Below are 25451 nucleotides of genomic sequence, written 5' to 3'. Positions count from 1 at the left end.
GGACGTGGATGCCGGTCTCCCACATGTGCCCGTACGCGGTCGCGACGGTCTGCCCGTTGAGGGTGTGTTCGATGACGATGAGCCCGCCGTAGCCGCCGGAGAACTCGGCGACGGTGACGGTGCCGTCCGCAGCGGCGAGGAGGGGTGTGCCGTCGGGTGCGGCGAAGTCGGTGCCGGTGTGGAAGGAGTCCTCGCCGGTGATCGGATGCACCCGCGGCCCGTACTCGCTGGTGAGCACCCAGGTGCCCTCGGGCATCGGGAACACCACCCGCGACGACCCCACCGCCGCCACTTGCTGTGCAGCCGGGACCACGGCATCGCCGGCGGACGCGCCCGCCCCGGCCGTCGTTGTGGTCGACGTGAGTGCGGTGAGGATGGTTTCGGCGACGGGCTCGTAGTTGCGGTACCGGTCCGGATACGCGCTGACTTCGACGGCTTGGGCGGCCTCGCCCTTGTCCATCTCCTCCCACCCGGGAATGTCCAGCAGACCCCGGGGTGAGGGGTGGTTGGGTCCGGTGGGGCCGCCGAAGAACGCCTCAGCTTGGTAGACGGGGTCCATCAGCTCCGCGACCGTGCCCCACCCCGACTGCGGCCGCATCTGAAACAAGCCCAGGGAGTCGTGGTCGGAGCCGTCGCCGTCGTTCGGGTAGTCCGCGGACTCCGGGTAGGCGCCGGTGTTCGCGAGCATCCGCACGGTGCTCTCGGTCAGTGCCGCCATGAGCGCGATCACCAGACCGTCGCGGGTGATCCCGTCGATGCTGTTGCCGGTCTCGATGATCGTGGCCGCATGGGTGAGCTGGGTCCGGTTCAGGGTGAACTTCTCCCCGTTCGCCGTCGTCACGGTCAGTTCGTCGGGGACGTCGCCGACGGTGACGTTCGAGCCGCCGGGGATGGTGCAGGAGCCGGTGGCCGTCAGGGCCGGGTTCATCAACACGCCGATCCCGATCAACACCAGCGACGGCGCGAGGAAGACGAGGGCGAGGGCGGCGACGACGAGCTTCTTCAACACGACATGTCACCGACCTATCGGAGGGGGTTGTCGGGCTGGGACAGCCGCAGCAGATGACAGGTCTCGTAGGTCGGGCCGCAGACCACGAACACCGTGAACGCCACCGCGTGCTCGGAGGTCACCTGCTCGTCGTTCCACAGGCCATCGCGGTGGCGGGTGCCCTCGATCGTGACCGCGACAGTGCCCTCGGCAAGCTGCCCGGGTTGCGCCTGCTCGACCGCGGTCGCCCACGCGTCGGGGACGAACGTGTTGTCGATGGCGAGGTGCTGGGCAGTGGCGTACTGCCGCAACTCCAGCCAGGCATCCCGGGACGGGAGGTAGGCGGCGATGTCGGAGGCGAGCCCGGCCTGCTCTTCGCCGGTGGGGTCGCCGACGTCGAGGACCACGCTGGTGTAGTCCAGGGGCATGAACCCCGACGCGGTGTCCCACTCGAACAACACGGTGGCGACGTTGCGGGCGAAGGTCCCTGGATCATCCGACGCCCGCACGACCGGCAGCCGCGGCGTGGTCGCGGGCACCGGATCGAACGGCGCGGTGACACTCGGCTCAGGGCGGTCGCCGTCATCGTCCCGGTCCGGGCTGGGTGGACCGACCAAGAGGCCGTAGACGCCCACACCGGCGAGCACGAGGACGACGACCGCCGCGGCGAGGGCGGCGATGAGCCGGTGGCGGGTCCGAGGTTCGGAGAGATCGGGAGTCTTCATACCCACCAGGTGCACGCCCGCCATCAACCGAGCCAGAGGGAGGGTGGCCGTCAGAGGGCGCGCAGATGTGCGCGCGCCGGCACCGGCTCATCGTCAGCGGTGTCGCGGTCGCGCAGGGTGCGCAGTTCCTCGGCGAAGCGGCTGGTGCCCTCGGCGGTGGTCAGGAACGAGTCGATCTGCTCATCGGTCAACTCGGCGGCGAGGTGTTCGGCGTCGTAGTGGGTCCACCAGCCGGCTAGCTCGCCCCAGGTGAGCACGAATGCCCGCACCGGGTACCGGGCAGGCTCGCCCTCGTCGTCGGGGACCGGTCGGGGGCGTGGTGTGCGGGTCTTCTTGGCGTCCTTGGCGCGGGCGAGGGCGTCGGCGGCGAGCTGATGCAGGTCGGTCTCACGTTCGGCCTGCGCGTTCTGGGCGGCGGCGTGGATCGCCTCAAAGATCGGATGCACGGCAGCCCCGGCGTCGATGCGCTCCAGCTCAGCGCTGACTCGTGCTCTTAGTTCGGCGGGTTGGGCGGGGTCTTCGGCGAGCTTCTGGAGGTAGCCGACCTGTTCGAGTCGCTTGTAGGAGGCGGTGCCGGTGACCATGCGGGCGGCCTGCTCACGCGCTTCTCCGAGTCGTCCTGACGGTTCCGGCGATTCGCCGGGACCGTCGTTTCCTGGCTGTCGTTCCCGGCTGAACTGCGTCGCGGCCCTCCTGCGCTCAGCGTCCTCGGCCATCAGCGCCTTCAGTTCCCGATACAGAGCCGCGGCCTCGGTCTGGGTCAGCGGCTTGTGGAGCACGTTGTCGTCCTGTTCGGCGAGCAGGTGTCCGAGGCGGTCGGAGATACCGGAGCGGACCCAGACGTTGACCTTGCGCCAGCCGAGCTTCTTGATCGCCGCCAACCGGCGTGCCCCGCACACCAGCACCCCGTCGGGGGTGATGGTGATGGGCTGCAACAGCCCGTCGCGGTTGATCGAGGTGGCGAGTTCGTCGATGTTGCCGAACGCGGTCCGGTGTCGGCGCCCGACGCGGATGGAGTCGACGGTGCGCTCCAACTCGATGTACCCGGTTGGCGCGGTCACGACCGATCACCACCAGGCTCGTCGTGGTGGCCAGGTGCGGCCAGGGAGATGGTCAGGATGAGGTCGTCATCGCGCAGCAGCACCGGCAGGGTCTCGCCGATCAGCAGCCGCAGCAGCACACCCCGCCCCGCGGTCGTGGCGGCGTACGCGGGATGCGGGTTGCCCAACAAGGCGCGCAGCAGCGCGGTCCACGAGGAACGTGGGATGTCCAGCAGCGCGCGGGCGTGCTTGTCCCGCCGCAGCGCCTCGTAGGCGGCCTGGCGGGTGCCGGTCTTGGTCAGCGCCCCGCAGACATGCTCCACCCCAGCCCTGGTGGTGGCCGGGTCCCAGCCCAACAGCGTGAACAGCGCGATGGCGTCCTCGGCCGCCGACCCCGCGGACATGCACGCCCGATCCGAGCCGCGCCCACCATCATCGGAGCCTGCCCCGGCAGCGTCCGTCTCCGCGTCGTCGCCGTCGTCGTGGTTGTGGGGGTCGGTGATGTGGAAGGCCGGGTGATAGTCCACCAGCGCGTTCTCCCGGTCGGAGAACCGTTCCGGGTCGTGGAACGCCGAGACGTGCGGGCGGCGGGCCTGATGCACCGAGCAGAGCAGGCCTTGGGCGCGTTCTTCGAAGATGCAGGTGATCCGCACCGCGTGCGTGATCACCGCCCACGGGTCGCGTGCTTCTCGGGCGGCGCGGGTGATCATCACCTTGAACGCCGCCGACGCTGCCTCCCACGGGTCCAGGCCGTGCTTCCTGGCGAGGGGTTCGTACTTGGTCGCGGTGTAGGCCATCAGCTCCGCGGCCACCGGATCACCGCTCCACGAGCCCGCTCCCGCGGCGTGGAGCCGGGTCAGCAGCGTCCGCAGCCCGTCGCTGGTGGTGAAGTCCTCGCTCCCTGGGGCCTGTCGGTCGTGCAGGTTGGTGGTCATGGTCGGGCACCTCCTGACAGGTAGGTGCACGCACGTCCCCACACCACCGACTGCCAGGGCGACGTGATGATGGGAGTGCGCATGTCAGGTCACCCCAGCCCGATCCCCGAACGGGACACCCACGACTGGTGCCGGTTCCCGCGGCCGAACTCCGAGACATCCGGCAGCCGCCGCGCCCGCTCACTGATCACCGTCGCGGCCTTGCCGAGACCGCGGCCGCCGGCCCGCGTAACGTGGGCGGTGACCTTACGGGTGCGACGGGCCAACTCGACCTCGAAGTCGATACCACGCCCCGCCACCGTCGCCGACCGCCGGGCGAGCAGATCGGTGGGCCGCACCCACTCCACACCCCGCGCCCGCCGCGCGCTATCCGCGATCGTGGCCTTGCCGGAACGGTTGCGTTGGGCGACCCTGGCGGCCTGCACCGCCTCCGGCGTCCCCGCCTTCTCCGGGTCCTCTTGGACCGAGTGGTCCTTGGTCGGCTCGGGTGCGTTCAGCCGGCGCTCGTGCTGATGGCGGGCAGGGTCTGTGGTGTTCATGGTGTCTTCGCCTCCTCGACGGTTTGCTTGTCGGGAAGGTGCGCGTGCGTGAACCAGCGGCCCACCGTGGACGGGTGCACGCCGAGTTCACGGGCGATGCGCTTGTTCGACCACCCCTGCTCACGCAGCTTCGCGGCGCGCTCACGCCGATCCGAGCGCGTGACGCCGGCCCGCGTGTGCCGGGTACTTTCGACCACCGGCGGCGGGGCAACTGGCGCGCTGTCCCCATCTGCGGCGGGCTCCGCCGACGCTGGCACCGGGAGCAGACTCGGTTCCGGCGCTTCGACGGGCGCGGACGGCTGCGTCGGCTGCTCCACGAGCGCGACCCGGTCAAGGGCGACCATGCCCGTGTCGGTGTCGGTGTCGGGGTCGGTGGCTGTTGGGAGTGGTCGGGTGAGGATGACGGTCAGGTGGGTGATCGCCAGCAGCACCACCGGCGGCACCGCCGCCACGGCTGCGGCCAGCACGCCGGGCACATCAGCATCGGCGGCGACCACGGCATGGATGGCGTTGGCGGTCACCGAGACCGCGGCGCCGCCGATCAGCAGCACCCACGGATACCAGGCCGACTTGTGGCGGGCGAGGGCGACGACGGCGACGGTGGCCACGACGATGATGCCGTCCACGATCAGCGGCCACGCCCACGCCTGCCCGGCACCGATCCCGCTTCTGGCGGCGAGGTCTGCCAGCGCGGTGAAGGAGAGCCAGAAGGCGCCGGCGGCGATGAACACTGTCCCGGACACCGCCGTCACCACCGCCCAGCGGCGCCCGGCCGCCCTGCTTGCGACCGTGTTGCTGGTGACTGGGGTGGTCATCACAGCCCCCGCGCCCTCGACGGCCCTGCCGACGGGCGGGTGCTGGTGTTGCGGTCGAACCAGCCGTCCGCGGCCAGAAACGAGGCCCTCCGTGCCGGGGACGAGGGTTCGAGGAGGGCGGGTGTGGGGTGGACGGTGCGGTAGGCGGAGCGGACTGTGGCGGTGATCTCGCGCTCGGCGAGTCCGGCGTGCCCGGCGGCTGCGGTGAGCACATCGAGCGCATCCGACGCCGGGAGCCCGTTCTCTGCGAACCGGCACGCCGCCCAGAACAGGCCACGGTTCCGCTCTCCTTCGCCACGGGCCGCGACCCACGCTGCCAGCCGCGACACATCGACACCACGATCCAGACCCGCGGGTCTGGATCGGGATATGGGGCGGGGGTCGAGGAAGTCCCGCAACCGCTGCGCGTCCAGCGTGCTGGCGGGGCCGGTGTTGACCTCCTCGATCTGGTAGCTGACCGTGGTGCCCTCGATGGAGCGGGCCGAGGGTGGGACGATGATGTAGCCGCCGTCGCCACGAAAGTCGATCCCAGCACGAGCCGCCTGCCACGACCGCTGCTCCGCGTCGGGTGTGGCCGGGTAGTAGGCATGCAGTCCGCCCGTGGGCGTGCGCACCAGCAGCTCCCACCCCTCCACCAGCCCGGCGCGGGCGGCGCGGTCGAAACTGGCGCGCCCATCGACCGGGCCATGCACGTCCACGTCCACCACGACCGCGCCCGACGCGGCGCCGGTCGGCACGCCGATGTTCGCTCCGGGCGACTGCCGCCACCACGCCTCGACCTGATCCAGGTCCGTGGTGGCGTCGTGGAACCCGTGTCCGGTGGCCGGCCGCTTCCCCCACGGTGCGCAGGGGAAGACCGGTACTCCCGCGGACGCGAGCTCTCGTGCGGCGGCCGAGAGCGGCCACGCCGCGTTCATCCGCAGCAGGACCGAGGAGACGGCACCGTGCGTGGTCATCACAGCCCCCGCCCCTCGAACGCCGACACCGGTACGGGTCTGGCGGCCGGTTCAAGCGATGGAGTCGCCTGCCGCGGCGAAGCCGGCTCCGGCACCGGCGATGCCGGTGCGGGTGCGTCGCGGCGGGTCGCGTCCCGGTCCAGACCTGGCGGGGTGCCGTCACCGACCTGGGTCGTGTCGAGCTGGTCCAGGATCGCCAGGGCGGTCTTGCGGACCCGCTCCCCGGTGGCCTTGACCACCTCCACCGGCTCTTTCCCGTCGACGCGGGCCGCCCAGGTGGAGACGTACGGGATCGTGTAACCGGAGGTGTCCATCCCGTGCGCGGCACCGACCATCAAGGCCACGGACTCGGCTTCGACCTCGCCGATGCCGCGATGCTGCCGGGCCTCCTCGGCATCGGGTCCATGGAGGAGGACGTGGCCGAGTTCGTGGGCGAGGGTCTTGACCTGGGCGGCCGGGTCCATGTTCTCGCGCACCGCGACGGTGTTCGCGGTGTAGTCGGTCAGCCCGTTGGCGCCGCGGATCATGCCCTCGTGCGGCACCCGCAACACCGAGAAGCCGGACGCCTCGACCTGCGCCGCCAGGCCCTCCCACAACCCGGCCGGCGCTTCGCCCTCCAGCAGCCGCGGCGCGGGCGGTTCGGGGATCGGATCACCGGTTGTCTGGGAGACGTCCCACACGTAAGCGGGCCGGACCCCGACCATCCGCGTTCGCACGACCTCACCGGCACGCGGCTTCTCACCCTTGCCCAGCCGCCGCCACGACTCCACATCTGTGAGGTTCGATGAGGCGAAGCGGCCTGTCACTGGGGCGAGAATCTGATACCCCGGCTGGCCCTTCTGCACCTGCCGACCGAGACCCTGCCACTGCTGATACCCGGCGACGTAGGACGGGAACGGGTCGGGCACGAGCCCGGCCTCGTAGGCGCCTTGGTGCTGTTCCCAGATCAGCAGCGTGTTGGAGAACGATCTGGTCCTGAACCGTGCTGCGAACGCGAGCGCCCGCGCCCAGTCCTCGCCGGAGACGAGCTGTTCGACCGCGCCGGTGAGGCGCTCGTGCAGCTCGTCGAGCTTCGCCGCCCGTGCGGCTTGTGCTTGCTCCCGTGTCGTGGCCATCGTCGTGTCCTCCCGATACCCTGAGCACCGGGCCGATCGGGCTCGGTGACCATCAGGTGCGCCGGGATCACCAGCAATGACGAGACGGACAACGGACGATGTGACCGCCAGGCGTGTGGTGAACCCGACGAGTCCGTACCGGACTATCAGCCCCTGAGCGGTCTCGGCCGCAGAGGCGGGCGATGATGCGGATACCTGTATCGGCATTGCGGCGATCTGTATCGCCAGGACCTTCTCAGGCGGCAGTCTTCTGTCGGCTCAGTTCCCGGTAGCGCGTCGGGGTGACGCCCACGGCTTGGCGGAACATCCGAGCGGCGTGACCTCGGCTGTGCCAGCCGACCCGCCGCATCGCCTCCTCGATCCGCAGGTCGGTCTCACGCAACAACCGGGCGAGCTGCTCAGCGCGGATGGTGACCAGGTACGTCATCGGAGACTTCCCGTAAGCGTCGACGAACACCCGACCGAGCTGCGAAGGCGACAGATGCACCGCCTCGGCCAGGCCCTGGAGCTTCCACCGCCCGGCAGGATCGGCACGCAGCAACTCGACGGCCTCTCGTGCCTCCTGCCGCAAGGGCACGAATCTACGGTGGCGCGGTGGACTCGGATGCGCCGCCCGGTGTTGAGTCGGCGATCGGCGCGCCGGCGTCGTCTTCACGTGGGGCGCGACCACGTCGAGGACAGCGAACAGCAGTGCTTGCATCCGGTAGAACCGATCCGGTGACGGCCCGTCCAGGCTCAGAGCCACCAACTCGTCGAGCCAGGGCATGAGTATCCCGGAACGGTCCTCGCCGAGGTGGAGTGTCTGCGCGGGTTCGGAGTACAGCTCCTCGGCGAAGTCCTGCGCATCGAGGCGGTCGGCCAGCAGGGCGGCGTGCTGCCAGAACACCTGATCGATCACGTAGTCGCGGTCCAGGTAGAGCGTGGTGACCGTGATCGAGCCTTCGGGCTCGCTTCCGCACAGGGTGTTCGAGCCGAGCACGATCACATCGCCGACTGTGACTGGCTTCTCGCCGAACTCGCTCAGCAGAATCGCCGAACCGTTGCGGACGAAGATGAGTCTCACGCAGTCATAGGCGACCGGCGCAGTCGGGGTGTGGATTGTGCGGCTGCGCGCGAGGATTGGATGGAAGTCTTGCCGCGATGCCGGTTGTTGTCGAGTTGGTGCTCGCGCGGTGGAGGGCATGATGCCGGACCCGGTCGAGGCCGTGGGGGACTCGGCCTGGACGTGACGCGGCGACGACCCCGTTGTCTTGGTGGGGCCGTCGCCGCGATCTGTGGGGTGGTCAGCGCTGCATCGTCTGCGGCGTCAGGACCTGACGGCCCCGATATTGGCCGCAGCTAGAGCACGCCCGGTGTGGCAGCGTGGGCTTTCCGCACGCAGGGTTGGGGCAGGTCGTGGTCTGCGGCGGGGTTGCCTTCCACTGCGAGCGGCGTGATCTGGTGCGCGAGCGTGACTTCCGCCGGAATCCCGAGGATGCCATGGCGGTTCTCCTTTCGAGTACGTTGATGTGGGCGTGGGAACGAGCCCACCTACCGGCGGGTCTCTGCCGACCAGTGGCATCACGGCGTGTCACCTCCCGTCGCTGCTTGGCGTGGGGTCGGTGGGGTATGTGGAGCGTCGCGGGCGTTGAGATAGTCGGCGTGGAGTTGCCCGCACGCGGCGTCGATGCCCGCGCCGAACTGCTGACGCCGGCTGACCGCCACGCCGGCCGACCTCAGGCACGCGACGAACTCTTGGACGGTCCGGGTGGCTGGACGCCGGTACGGAGCGGTCACGCCTGCGGCTTCGTTGTAGGCAATGACGCTGACCTTGAAAAGGTCCGGTCGTGATCGGTGCTTCACCAGACGCGCGAGGTGTTCTGCGTGTTCGGCGCTGTCGTTGACGCCATCGATCAGCAGGTAGGCCAAGAACACACGCCGGCGAGTCGCAGCCACGTGGCGGTCCAGGATGTCCACGCTTGCCTCGAGCGGGAATCGCTTCTGCAACGGGATCAGGATGGAGCGCTGGTCCGGGAACGGTGAATGGACCGAGAGAGTGATGGTGACGTGCGGGTGCTGGGCGACGAGTTGGGCCAGTCGTGGCGCGAATCCGACCGTGGACACTGTGATCCGTCGCGGGGACCAGCCGCCGACCTGCGGGTCGGTCAGCATGTCCAGTGCCGTGAAGATGCGGGGATTGGCGAGGGGTTCGCCCATGCCCATGAAGGCAATGCTCTTCACGGGAAACGCACGGTCGCGCTGCCAAGGGGCGTAGAGGGCCTGCGCCAGAATCTCCTCGGCGTCCAGGTTCCTGACGAGCCCGACCGCACCGGTGGCGCAGAACGTGCAGGCCAGGCCGCAACCGGACTGCGAGGACAGGCAGATCGATGACCAGCCGTCGCGGAAGCGTGAGCGCACTGCCTCGAAATAGCCGGGCTTGTCGCCGGAGAAGAGGACCTTCTCTACGGATGCGTCTTCGCTGCTGCTCACAACCGTCGCGGGCAGGATTATCGGTCCCAGCCGTGCTTCGAGGTCGTCGCGTACGAGCCGTGGAAGGTGGTGGGCGTCGCCGAAGCGTGCGGTCCGGCCTGCGCGGAGGCCTTGGAGCAGCGCGGTGAACTGATAATCGGGCTGACCATGCTTATCGAGCAGGCGGCGAATGCGCTCTAGATGGCTGTTGGGCGGAGGAATCGGCAGGGCCGGGCTTCCCGTTCGCCGTGCAGGAATGCCGGCAGCGAGATTGGTGGGATAGCTGGGAGTGACCACGAGGGAGAACCTTCCGGGTAGTGAGGTAGATCGCGCGGTGGACGCGACCGACTCAGCGGAAGGACAAAGCAGCGTGGCAGCAGCCGATGAAATTCAGTTCAAGAACGGAATTGGACCACAGGAAGAGGGTCCAGAATGTTCCGTCGAACCGGCACGATGTGCCTGCGGAAGACCCGTTCGCGCCGAAGAAGTGGCGGTCAGCGAGATCTAGCCACCGAATCCTTCCGGTGGCTAGGCTCTGTCTGCGATCGGGGTCGACATGGCACCCACGTTAGCACGCGACGCCCGGCCGGTGCTACCGCATAGGTGCTTGCCGCCCGCGGACACGCGTCGTCCACGACAGCGACTGAGCTGGCTGGCCCCGGCGGTGGGTCCGAGCCTTGTCAGGCCCACCGCCGGATGCACATTTCAGGTCGGGCCGCAACCAGCGTGTCCGCTCAGGCCACGGGCACTGTCGTCCGCGGCCGATCTGCACGGGCGCGTCCCATCGCCCACCCGAGGCCGACGGCGCCAAGCACCAGGAGCGCGCTGACCGCGAGCGGACCGCGCACGCCGACCAGCTCGATGGCCACCCCGCCGGCGATCGGCCCGATGACCGCGCCGAGGTTCATCGCGACCGTGGCGAACGACCCGCTCATGGACGGCGCGTCGCCCGCGGTTGCCATGATCCGGCCGATCAGCGTGCTGCCCAGCGCGAAGGAGAGCGCCCCGAGGAGCAGCGCCAGCACCCACAGCACCGGCTGGCTATCGACCATCACCGTCAGCAGCACCCAGCCGAGCACCAGCAGCGGGCCGGTCACTCGGATCACCTGGCGCCAGCTCCGGTCCGCGAGCCGACCTGCCGCAGTCACACCGCAGAACGCGCCGAGACCGAACACCCCCAGCAACAGAGGCACCAGGGCTTCGCTGACCCCGGCTCGTGTGCCGGCGATGACGGCGAGGTAGGTGAAGGAGCAGAACGTGGCCGCGTTGACCAGGACCCCCATGACGATGTTCAGCTGGACCGGCCGCAGCCGCAACGTCCGCAACTCACCGGTCAGAGACCGTCGCGCCACAGCGTGGTCTGTCTGCGCCGCGCGTGTCGGGGTGGCGATGAGCACCGCGATCAGCGCCGGCACCGAGACAAGGGCGATCGCCCACAAGGTGGCCCGCCAGCCCAGGGCGTTGCCGACCAATGCTCCCGCCGGGACACCGGCGATCAGGGCCAGCGTCGTGCCACCGAGGATCACCGCCAGCGCACGGGCACGGGAGTGAGCCGGGACGAGGTGCGTGACCGTGGAGAGGGCGACCGCGAGGAAACCCGCGTTCGCCAGCGCCGCCACGACCCGGGTGGCGAACAGGAGCCCGAAGCTCTCCGCCGTGGCGCCGATGACGTGCGCGAGGATGAACAGGGCCAGAAACCCGCTCATGGTCCAGCGCGGTGAGAGTTTGCGACCGACCGCGGCCATGACAGGCGCTCCCAGCGCCATGCCGACCGCGAAGGCCGAGGTCAGCAGACCGGCCTGCGCGAGCGAGATATCGAGGTCGCCGGCGATGCCGGGCAGCAGACCGGCCAGGACGAACTCAGAGGTGCCCTGCGCGAACACAGCGAGGGCAAGGATGTACAACACAATGGGCATGAAAATGCCTTCCGAAGCAAGAGATGACGAGAGTGAACGGCGCGGTCGGCACCGCAGGCGCTTCGGATGCGTGAGGATTCACAAAGAACAGCGCCGCCCGACAGGGCGCGCGCTGGGAATCAGGAAGGAACTACAGCATCTCGGGCTACCGGCGGACCGATAGCCCCACTCTGCTTGCTTCGGGAGAACTCACGAGTCCAGCGTACCAGGCCACAGACGGCGGATTTTGCATCGCAACCTATCGCCAACCCTTGTGTGGGCGGCTACCTACAGGTGGTGACGGCCGACTGGCAGCACCGTTCGCCAGGAGTGTCAACTGCTAGAGGTGAGCGCCGCCGCTGCCTGCAACGGCAGCACTCCATTGCCGAGCGCCGCGATCTGCTGATTCGGGGTGAGCCTGTGTCCAGAGTCGGTGACCCAGCCGGCGGGGAGTCCCATGAGCCACTCCACGAACTCCGGTGCTGGCCGTGGTCCAATGTCGTCGTTCAGGAGGGCTGGTGCCGGGGCGTCTCGTCCGGTGATGTGTTCCCATCTTGCGATGGCGTCGGCGTAGCGTCCCCAGCGTCGAAGATGTCCTCGATCAGCGACCAACGGAACGAGCGATGTGACCGACAGGCACGGCGGTGAACCCGACGAGTCCCCACCGGACTACCAGCCCGTAAGCCGCCCCTGGTTCACAGACCGGCGATGATGCGGATACTCGTATCGCGGATGCGGCGATCCGTATCGCGGCTCAGGGCTTTGTCCTCTGTCGGCTGAGTTGCCGATAACGGTTCGGGGTCACACCGACTGCCTGGCGGAACATGCGGGCGGCGTGGCCCCGGCTGTACCAGCCGACCTGACGCATTGCTGCCTCGACGGGAAGATCGGTCTCGCGCAGCAACCGGGCCAATCGTTCGGCACGCAGCGTCGACAGGTAGGTCATCGGTGTCTTCCCATAAGCATCGACAAACAGCCGTCCGAGCTGTGATGGCGACAGGTGCACCGCGGTGGCTAGCTCCTGGAGAGTCCACCGCTGTTCGGGGCCGCTGCGTAGAAGCTCGACTGATGTGCGGACCTCAGTCCGCAACGGTGAGAAGTGACGGCAGAGGGGCAGACCGGGCAGCATGGCCCTGCGCTGCGTCGGCGTCCGCCTCGCGTCGGTGGTCCTGACGTAGGGAGTGATCACGTCGAGGACAGCGAACAGCAGCGCCTGGAGGCGATAGAACTTCTTCGGTGACGGTCCGTCGACGCTGAGCGCGACCATCTCGTCCAGCCACGGCATCAGCATGCCGGAGCGGTCCTCGCCGAGGTGGAGTATCTGGGCCGGTTCGGAGTACAACTCGTCGGCGAGGTCTTGAGCATCCAGCCGGTCGGCCAGCAGGGCTGCGTGCTGCCAGAACACCTGGTCCACGACGTAATCGCGGTCCAGGTACAACGTGGTGACCGTGATCGAGTCCTCGGGCTCGCTCCCGCACAGCGTGTTCGCCCCGAGTGCGACGACGTCACCAGCCGTGACGGGCTTTTCGCCGAACTCGCTGAGCAGGATCGCCGAGCCGTGCCGAACGAAGATCAACTTCACACAGTCATACGCGACCGGAGCGATCGGGCGATGAATCGTGCCTGAGCGGGCGAGGATCGGCGAGAAGCTCTCGGCCGGCCGCTCAGAGGATCGCGCTACGCGCCGCACATCCACCGGCGCGCTCCTGCACGGGCGGGGGTGCGTCGGTGCTCTCGCGACTGCTCTCCCCACATGCTTGAACGATAGTTCTACTTGTACTATCGTTCAAGTACCTACTTCAGAGGAGGCTGTCATGTCAGAGGTTGCAACCCGACGGGCGGGAGCGCGCGAGTGGGCGGGCCTGGCCCTGTTGGCGCTGCCGACCGTGCTACTGGGCCTGGATGTGACTGCGCTGTATCTGGTGCTGCCGAGCATGTCTGCGGCGCTCGACCCCTCGGCCACCCAAACGCTGTGGATCATGGACGCCTACGGCTTCTTCATTGCCGGGCTTCTCATCACCATGGGGACACTGGGCGACCGCATCGGCAGGCGCCGCCTGCTCCTGATCGGCATGACGGCGTTCGCGATCGCGTCGGTCTTCGCGGCGTTTGCTCCCAGCGCCGAGCTGCTGATCCTGGCACGCGCCCTGCTCGGGATCGCCGGCGCCACGCTGATGCCCTCGACCCTGTCGCTGATCTCCAACATGTTCGCCGACGTGCGTCAACGCGCGGTCGCGATCGGTGTGTGGGCCACGATGTTCGCCCTGGGGATGGCGGCCGGCCCCGTGGTCGGTGGTGCGCTGGTCGATGCGTTCTGGTGGGGCGCGGCGTTCCTGCTCGCGGTCCCCATCGCGATCGTCGTCCTGGTCGGCGCGAAGATCGTGCTGCCCGAGTACGCCGACCCCCAGGCCGGGCGACTGGACCTGGCCAGTGTCGCCCTGTCCCTGGCCGCGATCCTGCCGGGCATCTACGCCGTCAAGCATGCCGCCTCCTACGGCGTGGATGCGAGCACAGCGATCCTCGTCGCCGTCGGTGCGGCCGCGAGTGTGCTGTTCGTGCGCCGGCAACGACGTCTGGCTTCGCCGTTGTTGGACGTCACGTTGTTCACCAACCGAGCCTTCTCCGCGGCACTGGCCGTGCTGCTGATCGGGCTCATCGGGGTGGGCGGCACCATGTATCTGGTCACTCAGTATCTCCAGCTCGTCGAGGGCCTCACCCCTTTCACCGCGGGTCTGTGGATGGGACCCCCGGCCTTGGCCATGTTCGCCGCCGCTATCGGTGCACCCTTGGTTGCCCGGCATGTACGACCGGGCCTAGTGATGTCGGCCACGCTGGGCCTGTCGGTGATCGGCTATGCGCTGCTGGCAACGGCCGGTACCGGCGACACCGTAGCCGTGGTGGTCGGATTCGCGTTCGTCTACCTCGGCCTCGGCGCGATCGCCGCGCTGGGCACCGACATCGTTGTCGGCGCCGCACCGGCGGCGAAGTCTGGATCGGCTGCCGCAATGTCCGAGACTGTCCAAGAGCTTGGCATCGCCGTCGGCGTGGCGCTGCTCGGTAGCCTCAGCACCGCTCTCTACACCGCCCGCATGAGCGCTCCCGCAGACACCTCACCCGAGATCGCCGAGAGCCTTACCGGCAGCCTCTCGGGTGCACTCTCGGTCGCCGACCAGATCCCAGCCGAGGTCGTGCAAGCGGCGCAGGAAGCGTTCACCACCGGAGTGAACATCGCCTCGGCAGTGGCCGGCGGCGCCATCATCGTAGCGACTGTCCTGTGTCTGGTGGCCCTGCGCCATGTCCGTCCACTCGGTGAAGATCAGGATGTCGAAGCCGACCGTCGGTGACGGACTCGATTACCCTGGAAACCAGAGGAGGGACCAGTGAGCGACGGCGATGAACACCCCATCGATGGACGACGTGCCCGGGGCAACAAGCGCCGCGCTGAGATCATCGATGCCACCCTCGCTGTCGTCACCCGTGACGGTGCGGCAGGCGTCACCCACCGGACCGTCGCCAAACAGGCCGGCATCACCACCAGTCTGAGCACTTACTACTTCGCCACCCTCGACGATCTCCTCGTCGCTGCACTGTCCAGCGTGGCCGACGCCTACACAGCGCACATCCGCCAGATCATCGACGCCCCCGGTGACAAGCTGCACGGCCTGGCCAAGCTGATCGTCAACTCTGGCGGCCCAGGGCGCGAACGAGCCTTGGCCGAACGCGAACTATCGACGCTGGCCGCCCGCAGGCCTGCCCTGGCACCGGTAGCCCGGCACTGGCGCGAGAACGTTGCCGAACTCGCCTCGACCCTCACCGACGACCCGCAGGCCATCGCCACGCTCGTCGCCGCCTCCGACGGCCTGTGCACCGCGATCCTCATCGACAACATCCCCGCCGACATCGACTACGTCCACCGCGTTCTTTCACAAGCCATCGGAGCACCGGTGTAACGCACCCACGTCACAACGCTCCGATAGCCCATTGCAAACGAACTAAGGTGTCTTCGCGCCTCCATGGCGACGAGAGGGCCGATCGCCGTCGCTGGCCGCGACCGTGCGCAGGAGGTACCTGTCATCTGTAGTGCTCGTGACTTGCATCGACACCGGCCGTTATTCAGACGGGGCGCGCCAGAAGAGTCAGAATCAGATGAGTTCCATGACCGGTCCTTGGTGCACGGCCCGGTAGATCGCATTGCGAATCGTGTTGGCCTCCTGCGACGTCAGGGTCCGGTCGATCGGTCTCAAAATGATTCGCAGGAGCATGTTGCTCTGACCGGGTCGGGTTTCGAGGCGCCTCCGGGCGCCGTCCGGTAACGCCTCGTGGGGCGTGCTATCCAGGAGATCGACGGCTTCGATCACTTCTGCGTCTTCCGCCAGCGCGACGCGGATGAGGTCGCCGAGAGTCTCTTCGTCCTCCTCATCGTCAACGACTACAGAGATATCTCTCCGTGCCGGTGGCAGTGGCGAGACGTGTTGCCACGGTTCCAGCGTGAGCATCTGGACGGCGATGCGGGGATCGCGGGCGCGTAGGTAGCGGATGTCAGGGATGGACTTGCGCAACATGAGCGCTCGCTCCAGCCCCAACCCCAGTGCCAACCCTGACCATCGCTGTGGGTCCAAGCCAGAGCTGCGCAGTACCTCAGGATGGATGCGACCGCATTCGGCCAGTTCCAGCCACTCACCGTCGAGCAGTACGTCGATCTGCCGTCCGCCGACCGTGTACGGGTGAACCGCGTCGGTGACCTGCCACTCCGCTCCTGGAAGGACGGACTGCACGATGCACGCGATCATGTCGAGCATGTCCTCGTCACTGACGTCAGGGGTGTCTCGGATGCGCCAGAGGTCCACTTGATGTGGCTCGCCTACGTGGCTTCGATCAACGACATCGCGGCGATAGACCAGCCCGGGTACGACGATCAGCTCGTCGATTCCGGTTCGGTCGGCATACTGCTCCAGGGCCTTGGGGAGCTCCGCGCTGGTGTGGCTGCGCAGCATCACCGTGGGGCTTATGTAGCGGGTGTAGCGGCGGGCGCGTGTGACGTCTTCAGGGTCGTAGCCGAGTCGGTCGTAGTTCTCGCGGACGGCGACGGCCGGTGGATTGCGGACGTATCGGACCGTGTTCAGCCATGTGCCTTGCAGCGCGTCGACGACCGTAGAGGGCAGTGTTTGGATCGCGTGATCGCCTTGGGCCGGGTCAGTCAGATCGCGCAGGGTGAGAGCGCGCTGGAGTTGGACAGGGCTGAGATATTCGGCGGAAGCCATGAGCGGGTCTCCTGAAGGGTGCTGGGCCAGTGAAGGATGAAGAACTCCCCCCGGCCGCGCCCGCGGAGACCCAGCGAGCTACAGGCGCACGTGGAAGACCCCGCGGCCGTCTCCCGGCCGGGGGTCAAGAAATCGCTGCTGCCAACTCACACCGCGATCCTATCAGCGATCAGTGAAGGGTCCGCGAATGCAGATATCACGCGGCATTCTGCCGCCGGTGCTGCCGGTAGCGAGTCGGAGTAGTGCGGTCGCACTTGCGGCACACCCGGGCAGCCTCGATCCGGATGTCGGTCAGGTCGTCGCCACTCCACCTGCCGGATGCGCGATCCCCGCGAGCCACCATCGAAGCCGATCCAGGCGACTGCCACCTGGAAGTACGACAAGCGGTCAGCGACGATCGCCAGGTCGTTCCTGAATCACCACCACTATGGAGCCGCCACGCCTCTTGCAGGTCGAGGTCGCGCGGCTGACAGCGTGCCCTCGGGAGTGTCCGCGGCGACGAAGCGAGGGCGCCGCCCGCGCGCGCTGGGCGTCTCTGGGAGAGGCGCCTAGAAGCACGAGGTCGTCGCCGTTCGACGCTAGAATCGGGTCTAGGGTCCGGGTTTCCGTCGATCCTCAGCGACGACACGATCCAGGAGCCCGACGATGAGCTACCGCAACAAGACCTATGTCGCCTTCGCCAGCGAAGACATCCACAACTACCGGCTCATGACGGCTTGGCGAGCGAACAAGAACATCGAATTCGACTTCACTAACGCACACGACATCTACGAGGCGCGTGACACGAGTACGCCTGAGACGATCAAACGGCGACTGCGGGAGCGTCTGAACAACACGAAGCAGGTCGTGCTGCTTGGCAGTCCTGCCGCCCGACGCAAGGGAGGCGATGGCTCCTCGTTCCTCGCCTACGAGGTCGGAGCGATCATCTCCCTTGGCCTTCCTGTTGTCGTCGCTAATCTCGACGGAGCCCGGCGCGGCAAGAGCGGTACCAACATTCCTGCCCCCTTCGCTGACAAGGACTACTTCACGATGTCCGTGTCGTTCGGGCCGACGATCATCAAGTACGCGCTGGACAACTACGTGTCTGACTTCAATAGCTCAGACAAGACCGGCCCATACCACTACAACGAGTCCGTTTACGAGAGCCTGGGGCTGAACAAGTAGTGCGCCACAAGCGGTCACTACGACGGTACACCGGGAGATTTGCCCGGCGCTTCTTGGAAGCCCTGGGTGCGTTGGCTGTTGTGGCCGGCGCCCTCGCGCTCTTCGCGCCCGATCTTCTGAACGGTCAGTGGTGGCTTCTAGCCGTCGCTGGAGCCCTTGCCGTGGGGTGGGCGTTGTTCTCCCTGCGACAAAAAGACCCTGAGCAAAGTTTTCCCTCGGAGAGCATCAGCATCCGCTTGGTTGAGGGCGACCTGTTCGAGCAGAAGGCATCAGCCCTCGTCGGGATGACGACTACGTTCGACACAGAGCCAGGCATCATTGAAAACGGTAGCGTTCAAGGCAACCTGCTTCATAGGATCTACGGTGGATCACAGACGCGACTTGATGCCGAACTCGCATCCGCGCTGACAGGTGTCGGACCAGTGGGCAGTATCACGAAGCCCGGCAAGGAAGACGTCTATCCAGTCGGGACCGTCGCTGTCCTCAACGGAGAGGGCACGACGCGCTACTACTGCGTCGCCTACACCTGCATGGACGAACACAACCGCGCCCAGGGTACGATCCGAGGAATCCTGGACAGCCTCGACAGTGTGTGGGATGCCGTTGATCGCAACGGCAACGGAGAGCCGATCTGCGTGCCGCTGCTCGGCCAGGGGCAGTCCCGTATCCCTGAGCTGACGGCCGAGGTCGCCGTCAGGCTCATCGCGTTCTCGTTCCTCCTTCGCGCCCGTCGCGGACGGTTCTCGAAGGAGTTGCGCCTCGTCGTGCATCCGAACGAGATCGGCAAGATCGACCGCGCCGAGTTCCAAGCGTTCCTGCGATCCTTGGTCGCCGGATGAACGACAGCGAGAGCAGCCTCGACATCCCCGAGCAAGAGCCCTGCGCATTCTGCGACTACCTCAGTGGGGTGCGTCCATTTACGGTTCTCTATCGTGACGATCTGATCGCTGTGCTCGTCACAAGAGAACAACGCGGCATCGGACACCTGCTCGTGTTGCCGGTGCGGCATTACCCGACCCTGTTGGAATCCGAGCCCAACGAGCGTCATTCGATGATGGACACCCTCGCGTGGGCCGCCGCAGCGATCGACGCTGCGTTCGAGCGCCCAGGAATCGCGGTTTGGCAGAACAACGGCACAGCAGCGCACCAGGCCATTCCACACCTCCATTTTCACATCGCTGGCACTCTGACCGGCGGAGGCACCGACTTCGGCGACGTTCCTGAACTCACCGTGGAGCAGACTGATCAGATCGCGGCACAGATTCTGGCGGCAATCCGCATCGCCCCCGATCTCCGATCAACACCCCGCTAGTCTCCTTCCAGCAGTAACGCGGCCGTCCCCCATGTCACCCCAAGGTGATGACGCCTGCGCGTCGTCGCTCGCCCACCTGCCTACCGAAAGGCGGTGGCGCGGTGACGGTCTCGATGCGCGTGATGAGCGCGGGCGATGGCTACAAGTACCTGCTGCGCACTGTCGTGGCCGCAGACGGCGACCGCCAGCTATCAACCCCGTTGACGAGGTACTACGCGGAGGCGGGCACACCACCGGGCCAATGGCTCGGGTCCGGGGTCGTCTCGCTCGGCGGGGGTCAGCTCGCGGTGGGTGATCGGGTGTCGGAGGCTCAGCTCCAGCTCTTGATGGGCATGGGCCGTGACCCGATCACCGGCGAGCTGCTCGGGCATGCGTTCCCGGCCTACAAGTCCGTGCCGGAGCGGATCGAGGCCCGCATCGCCGACCTCGATGCGGACCTGAGTCCGGGCGCCAAGGGTGAGGCGGTCGCGCGGATCGAGGCCGAGGAGACCGAACGCGGCAGACGTCGGGCGGTGGCTGGGTTCGACTTCACCTTCTCGGTTCCGAAGTCGGCCTCGGCGTTGTGGGCGGTCGCCGACGCCGGGACGCAGGCGTTGATCGGTGAGGCGCATCATGCGGCGGTTGCGGAGGTGGTTGCGTTCATGGAGCGCGAGGTTGCAGCCACCCGCTCCGGTGCAACCGCCGGCGACGGGGCCGTTGCGCAGGTCGACGTCACCGGGTTGGTGGCGACGGCGTTCGATCACTTTGACTCCCGCGCCGGCGACCCCCATCTGCACACCCACGTCGTCATCAGCAACAAGGTGCGGACCGTGCTGGACGGGAAGTGGCGGAGCTTGGACGGGCGGCCGATGCATGCCGCGGTGGTCGCGCTGTCTGAGCTGCACGAGGCGGTGTTCGCCGACCACATGACCCGCACCTTCGGCGTCGAGTGGGAAGCCCGCGACATGGGCCGGGACCGCAACCCGGCATGGGCGATCAGCAGCGTGCCGGAGGAGTTGGTGGCCGAGTTCTCGACTCGCGCAAAGCACATCGACACCGAGACCGATCGCCTTATCGCCGAATATGTGAGAAAGCGTGGCCGGCGGCCGTCTCCGGCGACGATCATGAAGCTCCGCGCCCAAGCCACCCTGTCCACGCGGCCGGAGAAGGAGGTCCGGGCACTGGCCGACCTCACCAACGACTGGCGCACCCGAGCGACCGAGGTGCTCGGGCAGGACGCCGCCGGCTGGGCACGCACCGTCACCGGCAACGATAAGCCGCTGGTACTGCGCGCCGACGACGTGCCGCTGGACGCGATCACCGACCTCGGCCAGGCCGTGGTTGGGGTGGTGGGTGAGAAGCGGTCTACGTGGCGGCGGTGGAATCTGATGGCCGAGGCGTCCCGGCAGACGATGGGCTGGCGCTTCGCCACCATGCAAGACCGCGAGGCAGTCGTCGGGATGATCGCCGATGTTGCGGAGTCTGCGTCGCTGCGGTTGACGCCACCCGACCTCGCCGCCAGCCCGGCCGCGTTCCGGCGGGTGGACGGCACTAGCGTGTTCCGCCCCAAGCACTCGACCGTGTTCTCCTCGGAACTGCTGCTAGCCGCCGAGGACCGTCTGCTGGACCGCTCCCGCACCACGACCGGACCCACCGTGCCCGTGGCGACGGTGGAGAAGATCACCGCCCGGCCCGATGCCGAGGGACGGGTGCTCGGTGAGGATCAGGCCGACGCACTCCCAAAGATCGCCGTCTCCGGCCGGATGCTCGACGTGCTGATGGGACCGGCGGGCGCCGGGAAGACCACCGCCATGAATGCGCTGCGCAGGGCGTGGGAGACCGAGCACGGCGCCGACTCTGTGGTCGGGCTAGCGCCGTCGGCGGTGGCTGCGCAGGTCCTCGCCGACGACCTGGGAATCGCCACGGAGAACACGGCGAAGTGGTGGCAGAACCACCTCGTCCACGGCGAGGACTTCCAAACGGGTCAGCTCGTCATCATCGACGAAGCTTCCCTCGCCGGCACCCTGTCACTGGACCGGATCACGCGCCTGGCCGAACGGGCGGGGGCGAAGGTGCTGCTAGTGGGCGACTTCGCTCAGCTCCAATCGGTGGACGCCGGCGGCGCCTTCGGCCTGCTCGTGGGCGACCGGGACGATGCGCCCGAGCTGGTCGACGTGCACCGCTTCACCAACGCCTGGGAGAAGACCGCATCCCTGAGCCTGCGGCACGGTCGCACCGAGGTGATCGACACCTACCTCGATTACGACCGTATCCGAGAGGGCGACGGCGACGCGATGATCGACGCTGCGTACGCGGCGTGGCGCGCAGACCGGGAGCGGGGTTTGGTGTCGGTGTTGATCGCTGAGACCCGCGATGACGTGACCACTCTGAACCAGCGCGCCCGTGCTGATCTGATCCTCGACGGCAGCCTGGCGCCAGGCCGGGAGGTAGAACTCACAGACGGAACCACGGCGGGGGTCGGGGACACGATCATCACCCGCCGTAACGACCGGCGCCTGCGCAACGGCAAGGACTGGGTCCGCAACGGCGACACCTGGACCATCAAAGACGTTCGCGACGACGGCTCAGTCACCATCCGCAAGACCGGCCGCCGGTTCGGCGGCTCCATCGTCCTCCCCGCCGCCTACGTGACCGACCATGTTGATCTGGGTTACGCGGCCACCGCCCATAGGTCGCAGGGCGTCACCGTCGACACCTCACACGTCCTGGTGGAGCCGACGAGCACGAGGGAGAACTTCTACGTCGCGATGACCCGCGGCAAGCACGCCAACCGCGCCTACGTGATCCTCGACCGGCCCGACGAGCACGCCGAGCCGCATCCGGGCGACAACCCCCACGCCTCTGGCCGGTCCGTCCTGTATGGCGTCCTGCAACACGTGGGCGCCGAGCTGTCTGCACACGAGACCATCACTGCCGAGCAGGAGCACTGGGGCTCGATCGCCCAACTCGCCGCCGAGTACGAGACGATTGCTGCCGCTGCCCAACGCGACCGCTGGGCCACCCTCATCCGATCCTCCGGCCTGACCGCAGAACAGGTCGAGGCCGCGATCGAGTCCGAGGCGTTCGGGGCGCTCACCGCTGAACTCCGCCGCGCCGAGGCCAACCATCACGACCTCGACACCTTGTTCCCGCGGCTCGTGGCCGCGCGAGGATTCGAAGACGCCGACGACATCGCCTCCGTCCTTCACCACCGCCTCGCCCGCGCCACCGCACGCCCCGCCAAGTCCGGCCGCACCCGCAAGGCACCGCGACTGATCGCAGGACTGATCCCGTCCGCCGACGGGCCAATGGCCGACGACATGCGCCACGCTCTGGATGAACGTCGCCAGCTCATCGAGCACCGCTCCACCACCGTCCTGGACAGCGCCCTCACCGACCAAGAGCCCTGGACTGCCTCGCTCGGCCCCGAACCCGAGGTCGAGAAAGAAGCGAAGGCGTGGCGACGCAATGCCAGAGTGGTGGCGGCCTACCGCGACCGCTATCAGATCACCAGCAGCCGCCCTCTAGGCCCCGAACCAGAGATCGCGGCGCAGAAGATCGACCATGCCCGCGCCGATGCCGCTCTCTTCCGCGCACGGGCCATCACCAAGCCCCAGCAGGACGGGCCGGGACCGCGCCCAATCGGACATGACCCGATCGGCCCGCGCCTGTGAGCCTTCAAGATGTCAGAACTCGGGCGTATCGTAGGAGTGAGGCAGGTTCTTCCTCACCACTCGGCCGCACGCGGTCGGCCCGACTCCGGGCCCTTCTCAACGCACTGCCTCCTCAGGTGAAACGTGCGATTGAGAGGACCCGAACATGCTCCGCCTCCTGATAGTGGTCAGCCTCCACGCCCGGAACTTCCTGCGCTGCTACATGCCCACCAACATCCTCGCTGACGCCATACGGGCCAGGCGCGGCATGAAGTGGGGACCAGCAGTGATGCTGCTGGCCGTCCCGTACTTCACGGCCGCCATCTGGCTCGCCGGTCTCATCGATCGGGGTGCGCCAGGCTGGTTGCACCTGGTCGTCCTGCTAACGATCTGGAACGGATTCAAGATGCTCTGGCTCGGCCCGGCCAGCGTCGCTTGGCTCATCCGAGCCCGCCTCCGCGAGGCCGGTGCACATCGACGGGAGGGACGCGCCGCCGCGCTGAGTTCAGGCTCGACTGTCTAGCCAGGCGAAGCCGAGGACCTCGACGCCGCGTCGCTCAGATGCCCGGGAACCGCAGTCATGTCGGGCACCTGCCATAGAATTTCACCTATGTCATCTGATCGACCGGCACTGCAGCCAGCACCGAGTTCTGCCGTGCCCGTCCTTCGGAGTCTGGGACCCGCGTACGAAGAGGACCTCCATGGGCGCAACGCGGCCGTCCTCCTCGACGTCCTGACCGACAAGTCCACAACGGCCGCGAAGAACATCGCTCTTGCGGGTCACTACGGCAGTGGCAAGAGCAGCGTCATCCTTGGTGTCCAGGATGGTTTAGACGAACGCACGATCAAGTGGGTCAACTTGTCGTTGTCGAGCCTGGGCATCGATGACACGAAGCGGGCACGCATTCAGCAAGACGGATCGCTTGCGCCCTTGACGAACCTCATACAGAAGGAGATCGTCAAGCAGCTCCTCTATCGGAAGCCGCCTTCGGACATGCCAGGGTCGAGGTACTTTCGCATCGACTCGTTCAAACCTTGGCCAGCCTTGATGTGGGGCGGTGTCGTAGCAGTCGGATTCTTCGTAGTTGCCGTTCTTCTTGGACTGGTCAATCGCATCGAGGACGTGGCACCCGCGAGCGTGGTCGAAGGTCATGCGTGGGTGGCATGGGCCGCTGTCGGCGCCCTTGGCGTGTTCGTGGGCGGGGTGTGGTTCTTGGGCCTCCGTGTCCTTCAGAGCCGGATACGAGTCGAGAGCGTCTCCGCCGGCGGAGCAGCGGTCAAGCTGAGCGCAAAAGAAAATTCGTACTTCGACGAGTACCTGGACGAGATTGTCTACTTCTTTCAGCGGACTAAGACCAAGGTCGCGATCTTTGAGGATTTAGACCGGTTCAAGGACCCGCACATCTTCGAGACCCTGCGGGAGCTAAACACCGTCTTGAACAACTCCGAGCAGATCAAGTCACGGCCGATTCAGTTTGTCTACGCGGTCCGGGACAGCATCTTCGAGGAACTGCAAGTAGACGCGGAATCCGACGGTGAGGATGCCAAGACTTCGGCCCTTCATGCGTCGGCGTTGGAGTCCGCGCCTTCGGCGAACAGGACGAAGTTTTTCGACTTGGTAGTGCCGATGGTTCCGTTCCTCACCCATCGTTCGGCACGGGATCTGCTCGCGGCCGAGTTCGCCGAAGTGGACCACCAGCCGTCCACCGCATTGGTGAATCTCGTCGGCGCCCATCTGACCGACATGCGCGTAATCCGCAACATCCGAAACGAGTACGAGATCTATCGCGCATCTGTGCTCGGCGAGAATGGGCTTAAAGGGCTGACCGCGGACCGCCTTTTCGCGATGATGGTTTACAAGAATCTCCACCTAGAAGACTTCGAGGCCATCCGGCTCGGCACAAGTAAGATCGACGAGGCGCACCGGGCCTTCCACAAGATGGTCGAGTATCAAACTCGGCATCAGGCAGTACGCAGCAAGACGGCGCAGAACCGGGTGAGGACGAAAGCCCTCTGGGACAAGCATGCTCAGGCAGCCGGTGAGCGGCTGCAGGAGGTACTGCCGATCGTCTCCCGGGCGACAGGTCGCGGCGGCAAGTCGGTCCTTCGACATCAGTCAGGCGACTACGAGCTGGCAAGCCTGACATCGGGTGACTTCTGGAGGTCGTTGTACGAGAACCGCGATGACGTGCAACTCCTCCGACCTGGGCAGGGCGGCTTGAAGCTGTCGTTCGACGAGTTGATCGCGTTGGTAGGGAATCGAACGGATGGGCTGGACGACGCCGTAGACACTGATGTTGCCCGCCTTGAGCGCGATTCCCGGGTGGCACTGGAGACTAAAGACTTCGTCATGAAGGCCACTATGGCGGAACTAATGGCCAGGACGGACCTCGTCATGCCAACCGAGGATGGCGACGAACGCAATTTGGACTCCATCATCAGCGAACTCGTATCTCCTTTGGGACGCGATCTGCTGGCTAAGGGCTACATCGACGAGAACGGCTCATCCCAATCGGGGGTGTAGAAGTTGGGGTCTGAAGCCGCCGGTCTCGAGCAGGCTTCGGGCGATGTAGTTGGTCAGGTTGCGGAACCCGAGTGCGGAGCCGCGCAGGTGTTCGAGCCGTCC

The 25451-nt window shown here is 67.1% G+C and carries 23 protein-coding genes; 8 read left to right on the top strand and 15 right to left on the bottom strand.

What is annotated here, in order from left to right; translation table 11 throughout:
• The 14 genes from ODE13_RS16650 to ODE13_RS16585 form a co-directional block, all read right to left on the bottom strand.
• A partial coding sequence (locus ODE13_RS16650) for a M23 family metallopeptidase (protein ID WP_322480270.1) occupies positions 1-1009 on the bottom strand: 1009 nt, incomplete at its 3' end.
• A gap of 14 nt (positions 1010-1023) precedes the next feature.
• Positions 1024-1713: a hypothetical protein gene (locus ODE13_RS16645; protein WP_322480272.1), complete on the bottom strand. Its 690-nt coding sequence runs from the start codon at positions 1711-1713 to the stop codon at positions 1024-1026.
• Positions 1714-1763: 50 nt separating this feature from the next.
• Positions 1764-2774: a ParB N-terminal domain-containing protein gene (locus tag ODE13_RS16640; protein WP_322480269.1), complete on the bottom strand. Its 1011-nt coding sequence runs from the start codon at positions 2772-2774 to the stop codon at positions 1764-1766.
• The gene (locus ODE13_RS16635; RefSeq protein ID WP_322480268.1) at positions 2771-3688 is read right to left on the bottom strand and encodes a hypothetical protein; all 918 of its coding nucleotides are present in this window, start codon (positions 3686-3688) and stop codon (positions 2771-2773) included. The genes ODE13_RS16640 and ODE13_RS16635 overlap by 4 nt, the downstream gene beginning before the upstream one ends.
• Positions 3689-3777: 89 nt before the next feature.
• Complete coding sequence (locus tag ODE13_RS16630; RefSeq protein ID WP_131103655.1) at positions 3778-4227, bottom strand: hypothetical protein; 450 nt, start codon at positions 4225-4227, stop codon at positions 3778-3780.
• Positions 4224-5042, bottom strand: coding sequence for a DUF2637 domain-containing protein (locus tag ODE13_RS16625; protein ID WP_322480267.1), 819 nt, complete (start codon positions 5040-5042; stop codon positions 4224-4226). Before ODE13_RS16625 ends, ODE13_RS16630 begins: the two co-directional genes overlap by 4 nt.
• Positions 5042-5998, bottom strand: coding sequence for a bifunctional DNA primase/polymerase (locus tag ODE13_RS16620; protein ID WP_322480266.1), 957 nt, complete (start codon positions 5996-5998; stop codon positions 5042-5044). The genes ODE13_RS16625 and ODE13_RS16620 overlap by 1 nt, the downstream gene beginning before the upstream one ends.
• The gene (locus ODE13_RS16615) at positions 5998-7113 is read right to left on the bottom strand and encodes an ArdC-like ssDNA-binding domain-containing protein (protein WP_322480265.1); all 1116 of its coding nucleotides are present in this window, start codon (positions 7111-7113) and stop codon (positions 5998-6000) included. Before ODE13_RS16615 ends, ODE13_RS16620 begins: the two co-directional genes overlap by 1 nt.
• Positions 7114-7348: 235 nt before the next feature.
• Entirely contained in the window at positions 7349-8296 is a 948-nt protein-coding gene (locus ODE13_RS16610) for a helix-turn-helix domain-containing protein (RefSeq protein ID WP_131103658.1), read from the bottom strand.
• A gap of 100 nt (positions 8297-8396) precedes the next feature.
• Positions 8397-8594 carry a 50S ribosomal protein L32 gene (gene rpmF, locus ODE13_RS16605; RefSeq protein WP_131103659.1) on the bottom strand — a complete coding sequence of 66 codons (198 nt, stop codon included), beginning with the start codon at positions 8592-8594 and terminating at the stop codon, positions 8397-8399.
• 79 nt (positions 8595-8673) lie between these two features.
• A complete protein-coding gene (locus tag ODE13_RS16600) occupies positions 8674-9858 on the bottom strand; it encodes a radical SAM protein (RefSeq protein ID WP_322480264.1) in 1185 nt (394 codons plus the stop codon).
• Positions 9859-10295: 437 nt separating this feature from the next.
• On the bottom strand, positions 10296-11477 hold the full coding sequence (locus ODE13_RS16595) for a Cmx/CmrA family chloramphenicol efflux MFS transporter (protein ID WP_131103660.1): 1182 nt from the start codon (positions 11475-11477) through the stop codon (positions 10296-10298).
• 312 nt (positions 11478-11789) lie between these two features.
• A complete protein-coding gene (locus ODE13_RS16590; RefSeq protein ID WP_322480263.1) occupies positions 11790-11915 on the bottom strand; it encodes a hypothetical protein in 126 nt (41 codons plus the stop codon).
• A gap of 295 nt (positions 11916-12210) precedes the next feature.
• Positions 12211-13074 (bottom strand): helix-turn-helix domain-containing protein, encoded by an 864-nt coding sequence (locus ODE13_RS16585; RefSeq protein WP_416210756.1) that lies wholly within the window; start codon positions 13072-13074, stop codon positions 12211-12213.
• A gap of 196 nt (positions 13075-13270) precedes the next feature.
• Here ODE13_RS16585 and ODE13_RS16580 point away from each other — a divergent pair, with 196 nt between their 5' ends.
• Together ODE13_RS16580 and ODE13_RS16575 are read left to right on the top strand one after the other, a co-directional pair.
• On the top strand, positions 13271-14800 hold the full coding sequence (locus tag ODE13_RS16580; RefSeq protein WP_322480261.1) for an MFS transporter: 1530 nt from the start codon (positions 13271-13273) through the stop codon (positions 14798-14800).
• 36 nt (positions 14801-14836) lie between these two features.
• Positions 14837-15406: a TetR/AcrR family transcriptional regulator gene (locus ODE13_RS16575; RefSeq protein ID WP_131103662.1), complete on the top strand. Its 570-nt coding sequence runs from the start codon at positions 14837-14839 to the stop codon at positions 15404-15406.
• A gap of 192 nt (positions 15407-15598) precedes the next feature.
• Here the strand turns inward: ODE13_RS16575 and ODE13_RS16570 are convergent, their stop codons facing one another.
• Positions 15599-16717, bottom strand: a complete 1119-nt coding sequence (locus ODE13_RS16570; RefSeq protein WP_322480260.1) for a hypothetical protein — start codon at positions 16715-16717, stop codon at positions 15599-15601.
• Positions 16718-17362: 645 nt separating this feature from the next.
• On the opposite strand from ODE13_RS16570, the gene ODE13_RS16565 reads away from it, so the two are divergent.
• From ODE13_RS16565 to ODE13_RS16540, 6 genes are all read left to right on the top strand, one after another.
• On the top strand, positions 17363-17881 hold the full coding sequence (locus ODE13_RS16565; protein WP_322480259.1) for a TIR domain-containing protein: 519 nt from the start codon (positions 17363-17365) through the stop codon (positions 17879-17881).
• A gap of 53 nt (positions 17882-17934) precedes the next feature.
• On the top strand, positions 17935-18720 hold the full coding sequence (locus ODE13_RS16560) for a macro domain-containing protein (RefSeq protein WP_322480258.1): 786 nt from the start codon (positions 17935-17937) through the stop codon (positions 18718-18720).
• Positions 18717-19193 (top strand): HIT family protein, encoded by a 477-nt coding sequence (locus ODE13_RS16555; protein WP_322480257.1) that lies wholly within the window; start codon positions 18717-18719, stop codon positions 19191-19193. Before ODE13_RS16560 ends, ODE13_RS16555 begins: the two co-directional genes overlap by 4 nt.
• Before the next feature lie 113 nt (positions 19194-19306).
• Positions 19307-22846: a MobF family relaxase gene (gene mobF, locus ODE13_RS16550; RefSeq protein ID WP_322480271.1), complete on the top strand. Its 3540-nt coding sequence runs from the start codon at positions 19307-19309 to the stop codon at positions 22844-22846.
• A 145-nt stretch (positions 22847-22991) separates the two neighbouring features.
• A complete protein-coding gene (locus ODE13_RS16545; RefSeq protein ID WP_322480256.1) occupies positions 22992-23348 on the top strand; it encodes a sulfate permease in 357 nt (118 codons plus the stop codon).
• 87 nt (positions 23349-23435) lie between these two features.
• Entirely contained in the window at positions 23436-25349 is a 1914-nt protein-coding gene (locus ODE13_RS16540; protein WP_322480255.1) for a hypothetical protein, read from the top strand.
• Positions 25350-25451 lie beyond the last annotated feature (102 nt).

It is taken from the genome of Nesterenkonia sp. HG001 (assembly GCF_034438835.1).
Classification (GTDB): Bacteria; Actinomycetota; Actinomycetes; order Actinomycetales; family Micrococcaceae; genus Nesterenkonia; species Nesterenkonia xinjiangensis.
Note: the sequence above shows the minus strand (reverse complement) of the source record. Positions and strands in the feature narration are given on the sequence as shown.

Bases quoted from the DNA above. Each gene is read 5' to 3' on its own strand.
- ODE13_RS16615 (WP_322480265.1), bottom strand. From the start codon at position 7,113: ATGGCCACGACACGGGAGCAAGCACAAGCCGCACGGGCGGCGAAGCTC.
- ODE13_RS16625 (WP_322480267.1), bottom strand. From the start codon at position 5,042: ATGACCACCCCAGTCACCAGCAACACGGTCGCAAGCAGGGCGGCCGGG.
- mobF (WP_322480271.1), top strand. From the start codon at position 19,307: ATGCGCGTGATGAGCGCGGGCGATGGCTACAAGTACCTGCTGCGCACT.
- ODE13_RS16580 (WP_322480261.1), top strand. From the start codon at position 13,271: ATGTCAGAGGTTGCAACCCGACGGGCGGGAGCGCGCGAGTGGGCGGGC.
- ODE13_RS16610 (WP_131103658.1), bottom strand. From the start codon at position 8,296: ATGCCCTCCACCGCGCGAGCACCAACTCGACAACAACCGGCATCGCGG.
- rpmF (WP_131103659.1), bottom strand. From the start codon at position 8,594: ATGGCATCCTCGGGATTCCGGCGGAAGTCACGCTCGCGCACCAGATCA.
- ODE13_RS16635 (WP_322480268.1), bottom strand. From the start codon at position 3,688: ATGACCACCAACCTGCACGACCGACAGGCCCCAGGGAGCGAGGACTTC.
- ODE13_RS16570 (WP_322480260.1), bottom strand. From the start codon at position 16,717: ATGGCTTCCGCCGAATATCTCAGCCCTGTCCAACTCCAGCGCGCTCTC.
- ODE13_RS16555 (WP_322480257.1), top strand. From the start codon at position 18,717: ATGAACGACAGCGAGAGCAGCCTCGACATCCCCGAGCAAGAGCCCTGC.
- ODE13_RS16565 (WP_322480259.1), top strand. From the start codon at position 17,363: ATGAGCTACCGCAACAAGACCTATGTCGCCTTCGCCAGCGAAGACATC.
- ODE13_RS16595 (WP_131103660.1), bottom strand. From the start codon at position 11,477: ATGCCCATTGTGTTGTACATCCTTGCCCTCGCTGTGTTCGCGCAGGGC.
- ODE13_RS16620 (WP_322480266.1), bottom strand. From the start codon at position 5,998: ATGACCACGCACGGTGCCGTCTCCTCGGTCCTGCTGCGGATGAACGCG.
- ODE13_RS16590 (WP_322480263.1), bottom strand. From the start codon at position 11,915: ATGGGACTCCCCGCCGGCTGGGTCACCGACTCTGGACACAGGCTCACC.
- ODE13_RS16540 (WP_322480255.1), top strand. From the start codon at position 23,436: ATGTCATCTGATCGACCGGCACTGCAGCCAGCACCGAGTTCTGCCGTG.
- ODE13_RS16545 (WP_322480256.1), top strand. From the start codon at position 22,992: ATGCTCCGCCTCCTGATAGTGGTCAGCCTCCACGCCCGGAACTTCCTG.
- ODE13_RS16630 (WP_131103655.1), bottom strand. From the start codon at position 4,227: ATGAACACCACAGACCCTGCCCGCCATCAGCACGAGCGCCGGCTGAAC.
- ODE13_RS16645 (WP_322480272.1), bottom strand. From the start codon at position 1,713: ATGAAGACTCCCGATCTCTCCGAACCTCGGACCCGCCACCGGCTCATC.